8 protein-coding genes and 1 pseudogene are annotated in these 12475 nt (G+C 50.1%); 7 read left to right on the top strand and 2 right to left on the bottom strand.

Going from position 1 to position 12475, the window contains the following annotated elements; all coding sequences use genetic code 11:
- The first annotated feature begins 272 nt into the window (after positions 1-272).
- Complete coding sequence (locus I6I71_RS11800; protein ID WP_201821277.1) at positions 273-2498, top strand: AAA family ATPase; 2226 nt, start codon at positions 273-275, stop codon at positions 2496-2498.
- A 431-nt stretch (positions 2499-2929) separates the two neighbouring features.
- Here I6I71_RS11800 and I6I71_RS11805 read toward each other — a convergent pair whose 3' ends face one another.
- The gene (locus tag I6I71_RS11805) at positions 2930-3346 is read right to left on the bottom strand and encodes an ATP-binding protein (RefSeq protein ID WP_201823729.1); all 417 of its coding nucleotides are present in this window, start codon (positions 3344-3346) and stop codon (positions 2930-2932) included.
- 38 nt (positions 3347-3384) lie between these two features.
- Between I6I71_RS11805 and I6I71_RS11810 the strand changes: the two are divergent.
- The 6 genes and pseudogenes from I6I71_RS11810 to I6I71_RS11830 form a co-directional block, all read left to right on the top strand.
- Positions 3385-3525 (top strand): annotated as a pseudogene (locus tag I6I71_RS11810) (transposase); the annotation flags it as partial.
- A 59-nt stretch (positions 3526-3584) separates the two neighbouring features.
- Entirely contained in the window at positions 3585-3980 is a 396-nt protein-coding gene (gene tagD, locus I6I71_RS11815) for a glycerol-3-phosphate cytidylyltransferase (protein WP_201821278.1), read from the top strand.
- A 10-nt stretch (positions 3981-3990) separates the two neighbouring features.
- Complete coding sequence (locus I6I71_RS11820) at positions 3991-7746, top strand: glycosyltransferase (RefSeq protein WP_201821280.1); 3756 nt, start codon at positions 3991-3993, stop codon at positions 7744-7746.
- Between the two features lie 204 nt (positions 7747-7950).
- Positions 7951-8262, top strand: coding sequence for a transposase (locus tag I6I71_RS12135; protein WP_236587282.1), 312 nt, complete (start codon positions 7951-7953; stop codon positions 8260-8262).
- The gene (locus I6I71_RS11825) at positions 8235-9143 is read left to right on the top strand and encodes an IS3 family transposase (RefSeq protein ID WP_236587445.1); all 909 of its coding nucleotides are present in this window, start codon (positions 8235-8237) and stop codon (positions 9141-9143) included. Before I6I71_RS12135 ends, I6I71_RS11825 begins: the two co-directional genes overlap by 28 nt.
- A gap of 100 nt (positions 9144-9243) precedes the next feature.
- Positions 9244-10692, top strand: coding sequence for a glycosyltransferase (locus I6I71_RS11830; protein ID WP_201821282.1), 1449 nt, complete (start codon positions 9244-9246; stop codon positions 10690-10692).
- Between the two features lie 493 nt (positions 10693-11185).
- Here I6I71_RS11830 and wecC read toward each other — a convergent pair whose 3' ends face one another.
- Positions 11186-12469, bottom strand: a complete 1284-nt coding sequence (wecC, locus tag I6I71_RS11835) for a UDP-N-acetyl-D-mannosamine dehydrogenase (RefSeq protein ID WP_236587325.1) — start codon at positions 12467-12469, stop codon at positions 11186-11188.
- Positions 12470-12475 lie beyond the last annotated feature (6 nt).

Consider the following 12475-nt stretch of genomic DNA (forward strand, 5'->3'; position numbering starts at 1 on the left):
AGTATGTGTAGTCGGTGTAAACGGACGGAAGCTCGAACCATCAAGGGTAATTGAGCTTGGCCGCCCACGGTGGAGAATTACCGCACACCCAGCAACGTCGATTCAATCCGTTCTCGCTCACTGCCGTACTCGACCGGATTGCGCGCAGTACAGCTCCTTTTTCCGGATCCAGGAAGCCCGTCGACGAGATCTCGAAAAGCGATTGACTTTTCTGACTAAACTGAACTCGCTCCGGAGCGCGATGCCTCCGAAAACACTGAAGGAAAGTTTTAATGTTTGAAGTTAAGTCAAATGCGCCATTCAGGAACGTACATGCAGACGCCCTCAAATCCTTAAAACTCTTAAAACACTCGGTATTCTTTGGCGTCAACGGCGCAGGAAAATCTACAGTTTGCCAAATTTTACAAGAGCATACTAAGTATCAGAATCCAACTGAGATCCAGCCTCTAGTTTACGCATTCGACGAAAGATGGCGGGAAACTAACGTGGGCGATTTTGTCAAGGGGGGCTCAGCCCGTGAAGTTACGACCGTTAACCTAGCCGAGAACGCCGGCGACATAGAAGATTCCATCCGGGGCAAAAAGAAGCTCCTCGATCAGGCACTTGCGGATGTCGAAGTTGAGAAGACAAAGATAGCGAACATCACAAAGGAATTATCGCGAATCAAGGACACCGTATTCAACGGTGAACGAAAAACCTTGGAATCAAAATGCGATGAGTTGACAAGTAGAAAATTTAATCGAAATCAGATTGAAAAAGTATTAGCCCGCGGGAACCTCACGCTCCTAAGCAGCACCGAACTCGAAGAACATTTAACAATAGCTGCCGCTTCAACTCCAGAGATGCCCCCGCTACTGCCGCCTGAACCTCAGCGTTGGACTTTTTCTGATGAGGTATGGGCCGAAGTAAACAATGGCCTTCCAGCGTTAGATATGGCTGTCGAGACAATTACCGCTTGGGCCCGAAAAGGCTTCGAACGACACAAAGCAGGCGATTTCTGCGAGTTTTGTGCTGGTGAAGTTACCCAAGCGCGCCTCGACGAGATAAAGAATGCTATTGATTTTGCGGAGCAGGGTATCTCCGAGCAAACTTCAGCTGCGTTAGCTGAGTGCAGCGAGTGTCTAACTTCGTTAGAACAATACAAGGCTCTCGTCGAACACCTGACTTTATCTTCAGATACTTATGATAATGACCTGTCCGATAAAAAGACTCAGTTTCTCTTGGCAATCGAGCAACTTCTAAAAAATTTGCGAACTGCTGAAACACAACTCACCATGCGGATTGACGCACCGTGGGATCAGTTTGACTTCGAGAAACCCAACACCAGTTTTTCTGAGTTCGACAAGAAGTTAAAATCACTTGAAACCGAGTTAGATCTACTGCGCGGCAAGATCAGCGACCATGCGGCGAACAAACATAACGCGATTACTAAGTTGCGGGAGCACTGCTGCGCGAAAGATGGCGCCAACTGGGAAGCCACCAATACAAGACTGTCCGAGGCCGAGAACTCGCTTAATGGAAAACGTTCGAAGGTCGCCAAACTTGAGCAAGAATTGAAGGAGCTCGAATCATCCATTTCCACCACCGCTAGAACCGCAGAGTTCCTCGACGAAAACCTGTCTCTAATTCTCGGAGATAAGGTGTTACGCGTTAAGCAAGGCAATCCCGGAGAGGGCTACGTAATTACCCGTGACGGGGACCCCGCGACCGACATGTCAGAGGGTGAGAAGAAGCTAGTTTCGCTCCTGTATTTTTGCGCTGAGTTCGAGACCGAAGAACGTAAGTCATCGATGAGTAACTCCATTATTCTTCTGGACGATCTCGGGTCGGAGTTAGACGATACCCGACTTCTCGCGACCGACCGATTCGTATCGGATCACTTCTCCAAGCTAAATCCTGCGGCCTTGGTGTACTTCACTCACAGCCATTCCCACTTGAGAATTCTTCAAAATCGTTTGGCATCCAAAGTTACCCACCCTAAACGCGCTACTGCTCAATTCTTCGAGGTCTACAAGCAGAGTTATGACAGCAGCGATCGAACCACGCGCGTAAGGAAATGGGATTCCGAAGCTGTGACTCTTATAAACGATTACTGGCTTTCGTTTTATCTAGTAACTAAGGAATTCAGCGCCTTAATCGAGGAAACCCCACCTTCACTTGCATCCGGCAACTACTGCAGGAAAGCCCTCGAGGGCTTTACGGAGTTTAAGTCTCCCGTGGATTCCAAATTTGGAGCTGCAATCAATAATCTCCTATCAAAGCACCCAGCCAAATTTTCGCCTTCACTTTCAAAGGTTGTGAACGAACTTTCACACTCTGGGGTTGCCAGAACGGGAGGTGCCCTGAGCAGGAATGAGTTAGAACAAGCAGTAGTCCAGACTCTGAGTTTTATGAGGGCGATAGACTCGGATCACTTCTCGCAACTTTTACAACGCGTTCGGGGGAAAGAGACAGCGAAAAATATCACACAAGCGTTGGACCGGATCAACAAGATGTAGCATCACACTTCAGATCAGAGCCCAGACCGCGTTGGCCGAGGCTCCGAGTTGCAGTTTTCCCCTCCTCGTACGCCAGCAGAGTGTTTTCGGCGGGAATATCACTCCTAAAATTCGCTCCATCCGCCGACCCGTCCTCGTACCGAGTAGAACGCTGCCCCCCATTGTCCGCGCTTCCTACTCCAGGGGCGGGTGAATATGTCGACAGAAAGGGGGCGGTGGCGAAGCCCTACCCCTCCCTTGCAATCATTGCCACCGCCAGGTCCTCCCTCTGCATCCTCACGGTCTTGAACACCACCCGCCGCGCCGGATCCAGCGCCACGTCATAGCCACGCAAGCGCCCTGTTAGGACCACGGATTTAGTAACGCTGTGGTGAGTATTCAGTAACGCCCGGGTGAGTATCGGGTAACACCCGGGCGTTGACTATGAGCCGCTACTGCGTATTGGCTTCGAGGCGCATGTTTGGTCCTTCGAGTGTGATGATCTCAGCGCCAACGACAAGCCGATTCAGGATCGACTCGGCGATGACAGCATCCGGGATGGACTTGTACCACTCATCAGGCGTGAACTGGGAGGTGACAATGGTTGAGCCCCGGTGTTCACGCTCAGCAAGAATGTTGAGCAGCTGGTGTGCTGTGGCAGCATCAATCGGCGTTGTTAAGAAGTCATCAAGCACGAGTACGTCTGCCAGGTGTAAGTCTTGAAGAAACTCCATGCGTGCTGTGTCATCATGGCGTAGCACCATCAGCTGGTTGGCCAGGGTGTCTGTGCGGAAGAAACGGGCAGAGTAGTCGTTTCTGCACGCAGCGGTAAGGAGGGACCTGACCCCTGTTTGGTAGACACCCCTGATTCCGACCGTGTTGGGTCGGGGAAAGGTAGCCTGCCTCCATGCCTAGGAAGGTTTATTCGGATCAGTTCAAGCGCGACGCGGTCGCGATGTACGAGAACGATCCACACATCTCGTTCAATGCCGCAGCCGCAGACTTAGGGATCAACCGCACCACGCTTCGCTCGTGGGTTGACAAGTACCCTATTTATATTGGTAGAATTATTCAGGATTAGATTGCAAGAGGGAATCTGAGGATAAAATGCGCCGGGTAATCACCTATGGAACTTTCGATTTACTTCACTATGGTCACATTGAGCTGCTGCAACGCGCGAAGGCGCTTGGGGACTATCTGGTTGTAGCGCTGTCTACCGATGAATTCAATGCCGTCAAGGGAAAGAAGTCCTATTTCTCGTACGATCGACGTCGCAGGATGCTCGAAGCCGTGCGCTACGTAGACCTAGTGGTTCCGGAAGATCATTGGGGACAAAAAGCTCACGATGTCGAAAACTTAAAAATCGATGTCTTCGTTATGGGGGACGATTGGGCTGGCAAATTTGATGATGAACTTGAAGGAAAATGTGAAGTGATATATCTGCCACGCACTCCTGATATTTCGACGACTCAAATCAAGAACGAATTGAACAAGCGGGTTTAGGGAGATTTCGGTGGGTAAGTCGAACGCAAGTAAAAAGTTCATTGAATTTGCCGGTAAGTCCATTGCGGGCAAAACCACACAAAAGAGTGGGCTAAAGCTGGTTCAATTTGCTGCGGCTCAGGCATGGGAGCGGAAGCAGTGGCAGCAAGCCTTTGAGCTTTACAGCGATATCCCTCCCGCTAACCGGTCTCTTGCTGTTTGGGATCGGCTTGGCCAATTGAGCAAGAAGATTGGTAAAGAATTCGATAGGCAAGGCTTTGTACAAACTTTACTGCGACAGCAATCGATTGAAGATTTAGTCAGCGCACTAGATGTTGCCAAAAAGCTTGGCGATGCAGAACTAAAAGGCGTCCTTACTGATGAGATTCGCCTTTATCTCGCGAAAACAGGTGGGTATTCGCCAAAGCTTTTCAAGCTTTTGCACGCTAAAGACCCCGCCTGGCGACGTCTTGAAGTGTTCTCAGGCGTTACACCTTCTGATGAAACAAAGGCCGAATGGTTGACATTGGCTACACGCGCTGCGTGGGAGCTTCGGAATTACAACCTCGTCATCCAGTATCTCGAGGATTTGAGGGAAGAGGCACCGCTTCCTCAGCGATTGCTACTTACGTTGGCAGAGTCCTACCGTCGTACTGGCGATGAACAACGTGCAAGAGAAGAGTTTAGTAACTATCAAAAGTCATTCCCGAAGAAAGACTCGTATTCGGCTGCGTTGAAGGGGGTCCGGCAGGCCCTCGACAATATTGCGGCGCATGAGATTATTTCCGAAGAGTATCTTCAACCTTCAAGTGTGGAGGAACAGCTCGCGGCCCAAGCCGAATTGGATGAGAAACTTCATTTTTACCGGGAAGCGGAAGAATCCTACTCTGAACTCGCCTTCTTGGAAGTCGGTGGGCATCGAACTAGCTACAAGATCGGGTTGAACGCCGAGAGGGCGGGAGACTTGCGCTTGGCAGAGTTGGCCTATGCTGATGCATTAGCAAAAAGCCAGCAAACCAACGGTAGCTGGTATTCTTACCGTTTAGGTAGCGTTCAGTTTGCTAGTGGTGAGTTTGAATCTGCTGCTCGTTCATTCGCTGACTATTTTGGAGAGGGGTCAGTTGTCAGCCAAAGTGCGTTGGATTTTCAACGCATCATTAGTAACAACGTTAGCCGTTCTCACAAAAGTCTTGAAAATCTAGTCCGTTATAGAGTTTCGAAGGGGCCAGACTCTGCTAGGCAACTCCTTTCAAACTTCTGCTATCTCCCGCTTGGTCGACGCTCTACACGTATCAACCTTGCTGAACGGGCACTGTTGGAAGGGGAATTTGAAGCTGCCGCCGAATTGTATCGTGGCGCCGAGGTATTTCGAAACAAAGATGGCATGCGCCCAGAGAGTTACCGCAAGTCATTAGGAGATAAACGCCATACGTACTATCTCGAATGTGTTAGCGAGTGCCCGATCAATCCAGCGCTTATTCTATGGGAGTCCAACCATGGATCTTCGGCTGGATGTCACACCCTAGCCCTATTTCGTGATTTCGTTTCGCGCCACGAAATCGGGGAATTCGTGCACGTCTGGGCAGTTAACGATCCAAATACAGTACCCTCAGATGTGAAAAAGAATCCCGATGTGGTGATTACGAAACTTCACTCCGAGGATTATCTATTCACGCTCGCTACTGCGAAATACCTAGTTAATAATGTGACGTTTGCGCCGTACTTTACACGACGAGATGGCCAGAAATACCTCAATACTTGGCATGGGACGCCCTTCAAAACTCTTGGGCGGTCGATGAAGCAAGGGATTCTGGAGCATGAGAATATTCAGCGGAACTTTATTCAAGCCACTCATCTTCTTGCACCGAATGAACTGACCCGCTGGTCCTTGATTGACGACCACGATATCGACGACGTATTTCTCGGGAAAGTGATCATGACTGGGTCACCCAGGCTTGACACTTCGTTGAACATGGAACAAACCGAGCGCGGGGCAATCAGGAAGCGCTTGGGAGCGCGTGAACGTGAGAAGATAGTTCTCTTTGCGCCAACGTGGCGCGGGGGCGTATCAGACCGTGAACTTGATGTAGAGGAACTAGTCGCGGACCTTCAGGCGTTGACCGGTGCTGAAAATACAAAGGTAGTCTTCAGGGCGCATCGCTTGAGCGAAGGCTTGCTCAAAGGCGTAGATCTTCCGGTAACTGTGGTTCCTCAGGACATTGATACTAATGAGCTACTCGCTGCTGTTGATGTTCTTGTCACTGATTACTCATCAATATTGTTTGACTACATCCCTCAACAAAAACCAGTAGTCCTCTATCTGCACGATCTCGAAGAATATCGGGATACACGAGGTCTCTACCTCGAACTGGACGAGGTGCCAGGTGCAAAGGCGTTTAATCGAGAAGAACTCTCTGATGCGATTGCTCGTGCAGTTTTAGGCGAAGGTTCTCCATCGAAGGCTCACTCCGATCGCTTTGCAAATTTTGAAGATGGTCAGGCGTCGAAGCGTGTCAACGATTGCTTTTTTGACGAGAGGGATATCGATTCAGGGAAGATACTTGACTACAACGAGCAGCGCCGGAATAAGTCGAGCAAGAGCATTGTCTGGCACGCAAGTTTGATTCCAAACGGGATTGCAAGCGCTGGTTTGTCTCTGCTCCACGAACTAGTAAAACAGAATTTCGTCATCAACTTCATTGTTGAACCGAAGACGCTTCGAGCGAATCCTGACCGGTATGAGCAGTTTCAAAAATTGCCTGAAAACGTGCGAGTTATTTGTCGTACGGTGACGCTGCCGCGGTCCTTACATATGATGCGAGATGTTGCTCTCTTTAAGTCTGTTTCTAGTTTCCCGAATAGACGGTTTGAGGATGCCTATTTTGAGGCATTCGATTTCGAACGGCGTCGCCTCTTTTCCGACTTTGTGCCTGATTATGTAGTGGAATATGACGGCTACGCAGACTTTTGGCTATCGCTTCTATCCACTTGGACCAAGCTCGGCGCGAGAACTGTGTGTTATCAGCACAATCAGATGTACGAAGAGATGGTACGCAAGGACGCTAGCCTTCGTCGTACCTTTGCCCTCTACCCACACTTTGACAAACTAGTGGCGGTTAGTCGAGCCTTGGCTCAACATAATTCGAAGATGTTGGCTAGTTACATGGGGGAAGGGGATTCGCAGCAAACGTTCGCTCGAAACCTAGTCGACAGCAACGCAATTGAAGCGCTGGCACACGAGAGTGTTGAACTTCAAGAGTTCCTCGATTTTATGGAATTCGATGGCGTAACGTTCGTTACTGTTGGACGACTTTCCCCAGAGAAGAACCAGATTGCACTAGTGCGAGCTGTCAAAAAGGCAGTAGAAGCCGAAAAAGACATTCGCCTCGTAATCGTGGGGTCGGGAATTCTTGAGGAACGGTTACGTGCGGAAATAGATGCCCTTGATCTAGGCGGTCGAGTCCTCATGGCGGGGCAGGTATCGAATCCTTACCCGTTGATTGCAAATGCCGACTGTTTTGTGCTCCCGTCGAAGCATGAAGGCCAGCCTGTAACCCTTCTTGAAGCGATGTCGCTTGGAACCCCGGTCATTACGTCGTGTCTACCAGGATGTATCGAATTAGTTGAAATGGGTTATGGCTTGCTAATTGACTTTGACGTCGATTCGATAGCTAATGCTTTAATCGGGTTTGCAGGATCAACCTCCCCGGCATCCGGTCATTTTGAAGTTGAAAAATACTCGAAAATGGCTTTTGAGGAAAATCTGTTGGCTATTACAGGAGAATAGTACCGTTGGACACATCAACGTGATGCCACTCAAGGCACGCAGGGATGTTCCGTTATCCACCTTCCAACCAATTTGTTGACACCCATGTACAAGATGAGGAATTGAGTGACTACTGCACCTTCAACTGATAGCGGGACCTGACCCCTGTTTGGTAGACACCCCTGATTCCGACCGTGTTGGGTCGGGGAAAGGTAGCCTGCCTCCATGCCTAGGAAGGTTTATTCGGATCAGTTCAAGCGCGACGCGGTCGCGATGTACGAGAACGATCCACACATCTCGTTCAATGCCGCAGCCGCAGACTTAGGGATCAACCGCACCACGCTTCGCTCGTGGGTTGACAAGTACGGCACCGGCGCAAAGACCAAGAGTTCAGCGGATGTACGTGCCAATCGCGCCAAGCAGCTCACAGATGCAGAACAGATACGCCAATTGCAGCGCGAAATCGCTCAGCTGAAAGAAGAACGCGATATCTTGCGCAAGGCGGCCAAATATTTTATGGAAGAGACAAACTGGTGATCCGCTTCCAGTTTGTTGATGACCACCGCACCGATTACTCGGTCAAGCGGATGTGTACTGTCCTTGGGCTTAATCGCAGCTCCTATTACAAATGGAGAAACAGCAAACCCCAACGGCAACGCCGACTAGTCGATGATGGCATTTTGGGTGCGAAGATCACGGCAGTCTTCGAGGAGAAAAACCAGCTCTACGGCGCGAAACGCATCGCCGCAGAACTGACCTATAACGACGCCTACAACGACAATGGCCCAGTCAACCATAAGCGCGTCGCCCGGATTATGAAAAAGCTTCGGCTACGTGGCTACACCAAAAAACGCAAGGTCACCACAACCCGACGTGGGGCCGGTCGCGTAGTGTTTGCCGACCTAGTCAAGCGGGATTTCACGGCACCAGCTGCAAATAAGGTACTGGTGGGCGATATCACCTATCTGCCGATTGCAGACGGGTCGAATATGTATTTAGCTACGGTGATTGACTGCTACTCCAGGATGCTCGTTGGCTTTGCCATCGCCGAGCACATGCGCACCGAACTCGTCGAGGAAGCGCTTGAGCATGCGCACCGAACCCGCGGTGATCTTGCTGGAGCGATCTTTCATTCGGACCACGGAAGTGTCTATACCTCGTCGCAGTTTCAGGCCACCTGCCGCAGGCTCAACCTCACCCAGTCAATGGGTGAAGTTGGCACCAGTGCCGATAATTCGCTTGCGGAGTCGTTTAACGCCACGCTGAAACGAGAGGTACTCAAAGACGAGAAAGTCTTTGCCAACCAGCTTGTCTGCCGGCGAGCAGTCTTCGCATGGTGCGTGCGCTACAACACCAGCCGAAGGCACTCCTGGTGCAAGTACCTCACCCCCACAGAGTACGAAGCCCTCGCCGCATAACCATGTGCTAAAGTAAGCCCCGTAATTTCACCATTGATGGTGTCTACTTTTCGGGGGTCGGGCCCGCGTTCCAGTCTTGGTATTGCATAACATAAATATCGTGAATGGAGGTATGACTTTTGCCGTGCTGAAACGCGCGGAGGCGCTAGCTGCGGTGTGCCCACAGGTGCTCGTTTTTACTTACGGTTTCCACCGTGACTTTGCTGGATGTGTCCAACATTGGAAAAACTCACTAGAGAATTCGGAGAATCTGCACTTTATCAACCTGTTCGAAGGGAGCGGCCTTTCTCAACGCGAACCGAATTCTATCGGACCGGATGAGCATGTAATTAAGGATCCAAAGAATCCCGGTGGACAACGCGTATTTACAAATGGCGTATACAGTAGGTACGAAAAGAGGGATGCATTAGGATGCCTTGACTTTGTCGATTATTTCCAGGCTCCATGGACGCGTGTGAAGAAAGATGTTTATTCTCGAAGTGGGCATCCGTTAGTAACACACTATATGGATAAGGCTACGAACAAGATCTCTTATAGCACGTATCAAGATCCGCAGGGTAAGCCAATCTACTCTGTCAAAGTTAATCCCGAATCTGGAAAGCCGACATCATACTTTTGTTTCCTCGATTACGCTGAAGGGCGTGAGTGTCGAAGTCTAGAGGAAGTAGTTGGAATCTGGCTCGTTCGGGAATTGCAGCATCTCGTGCGCGTGGTGTTGTTCGCGGATAAGCGCGAGTTTGCAGGAGTTTTTGCTGAAATACCCGCCGAACGACGCGTTTTCTGTTTCCATAGCACTCACCTTGAATACCCCAGTGAAGATAGAGACAGCCTTCACCCAACTTTGAACGGGCTAAAAGTAAACTTGGGGGCATTCGATCAAATTATTAGTCTGACTGAGAGTCAGAGTGAGGATTTGAGGCGTACATTCGGGCTTTCTCGACGTGAGGTTGTTACTATTCCGCACCCACAGAAGGAAATCCCCCAAGCGGAACAGCAGCCGATCGACTTTTATAATCAGAAGGTAACGTCGGTAGCACGCTACCATTCTGCAAAAAATCTTAAGGATGCGATACGTGCATTTGCCCTTGTCCTAGAAGAATTTCCGGACGCCACTTATGACATCTACGGCTATGGTCCGGAGAAACAGGCCCTTCAAGAACTGATTGACGAGCTACAGATCGGCGACGCGGTTAAACTCCGTGGGTTTGTGCAGAATACGCATGCAGTTTATCGAGATTCATGCGTGACAATTTTGTCGAGCCAGTACGAAGGGCAGCCCCTTGTACTGGGAGAGTCAATGGCAGTAGGGGTTCCGGTTGTTGCATATGACTGCAATTATGGCCCGCGCGATGTCATTCGGAACAACGTGGACGGCATTCTTGTGAGAAAACATGATGTGGCAGGACTCGCAGAAGGAATTAAGAAGATTCTCCGAGATCCGAGCTTTAGGAGAGAATTATCTACTAGGGCAAGAGAGGTTTCGACTCGCTTTAGTGAGTCCAAATACAGAGAGGAGTTAGTCACACGAGTCTTAGCGGGAAAGGATTGAGCGCAGAATGTTCGGTCCATGGCAACTTAGGATCGACGCTACCTTCTTATTAGATGACTGTGACCAATTGTAGATACTTGTATTGCCCGAGTTTGCGCAGCTCGGGTTTGGGGCTTGCGACAGGTTCATCTACAACAAAGGATATAGAGCCGTTTTGAGGTTTTGAGCTCCGGTGCAGTATAAACAGAATTTCGAGGCTGTGAATTGCCCGTTGTGGGCCGACGGTCAGTTCTAAGGGGAGCATTAAGGATTCGCCTTGGCAGCTTCACTCGGGCCCCCGACGGTCGCATCGGAAAGCCGTGCACTTTGCTTGATTGCGTGACCGGTCTTGCACCTGGATGAAGTAGCGGTTTCGGGAGGGACGTTCTTTGAAGAGTGGACGATTCAATCTCAATGGCTACCGCTACTAGCGGGGACCTGACCGTCATCTGCCATAAGAGGCTGGGTTGTGTGTTGAAAATACCTGCCAGAGAATAAGACCAGCGACCTGAGACTAGACGCTTTTACACCAGTTAGTTATTCCGCGGGTGTCGATGAGGTTAGGGTGTCTTTCAAGATCCTGGGCGTTTTCCCGGAATAGGGTGTGATCAACAAGCACGACGGCAATATCTGCCGCTTTGAGTCCAGTTTTAAAATCAGTAAAAAACGTATTATCTTTGCTCGCCAGGTTCTTAGGTAACTTGTGGAGATTCGGTTCAACCACACCGATTTTCGCATCTGGGTATTGTTCGGCAAGTCTTTCTGTAATTTGTAATGCAGGAGATTCACGCAGATCGTCGATATCTGGTTTAAATGTAATGCCGAAGATGCATATGCAAAGATTCGAGTGGGGGGTCTCTAGTTTGTCGACGTTTTCCGCGATTTTGTCTAGAACATAATAGGGTTTGTCGTCGTTTACGTGTCGTGCAGTGGTGATCAACCGTGCTGAGTCTGGTGCAGAGTGGACGATAAACCACGGATCAATGGCGATACAGTGGCCTCCTACGCCAGGACCTGGTTGTAAAATATCGACGCGGGGGTGTTTGTTTGCAAGAAAACGTAGCTCCCAGATATCGATTCCGAGCTTATCGCATACTATTGAAAGCTCGTTTGCGAAAGCGATATTCACATCACGAAATGCGTTTTCTGCCAGCTTGGCCATTTCTGCGGTGCGGGAGTCCGTGGTTAGGATTTCGCCGTCGCAGAACGTTTTGTAAAGGTCGCGGGCCATCTCGGTTGCATCTTCGGTGACACCTCCCACAATGCGAGCATTTGTTTGCATCTCTGCCATGATTTTACCCGGGAGTACGCGTTCAGGGGCGTGCGCGAAAAAGACGGAAGACGCTTTGGTTCCGTTATCAGTGAGGTCGGGCCTAGCATCAAGTATGCGCTGTGCTATCTCCTCGGTGAGGCCGGGCGGACAAGTCGATTCCAGTACTATCAATTCCCCGCCTTCGAGTAGCGGCGCAATCGTATCCGCTGCGTTGTGTACAAACGATAGGTCGGCGAGCTTATCTGGACGTATCGGGGTGGGCACCGCGATGATATACGCTTGGGCCCGATTGAGTTCGGTGCCCGCTCGTAGCCTTTTGGTGGCTACTACGTTCGATAAAAGTGCCTCGAGCCCTGGCTCGTTAAACGGTAATGTGCCGTGATTTACGTTTTCAACGAGTGACGGATTTAAATCCATGCCATACACTTCTAAACCCGCGTTGGCAAAAAAAGCCGCAGTGGGCAATCCGATGTAACCCAGACCAATGACGGCAACATCGTATTTTCTAATAGGGTCAGATGTCATGGACAT

The organism is Corynebacterium riegelii (assembly GCF_016728505.1).
In the GTDB taxonomy this organism is placed as follows: Bacteria; Actinomycetota; Actinomycetes; order Mycobacteriales; family Mycobacteriaceae; genus Corynebacterium; species Corynebacterium riegelii.

What these genes read in the sequence shown, in the direction of transcription:
- wecC (WP_236587325.1), bottom strand. Translation starts at nt 12,469, where the DNA reads ATGACATCTGACCCTATTAGAAAATACGATGTTGCCGTCATTGGTCTG.
- I6I71_RS12135 (WP_236587282.1), top strand. Translation starts at nt 7,951, where the DNA reads ATGCCTAGGAAGGTTTATTCGGATCAGTTCAAGCGCGACGCGGTCGCG.
- I6I71_RS11800 (WP_201821277.1), top strand. Translation starts at nt 273, where the DNA reads ATGTTTGAAGTTAAGTCAAATGCGCCATTCAGGAACGTACATGCAGAC.
- tagD (WP_201821278.1), top strand. Translation starts at nt 3,585, where the DNA reads ATGCGCCGGGTAATCACCTATGGAACTTTCGATTTACTTCACTATGGT.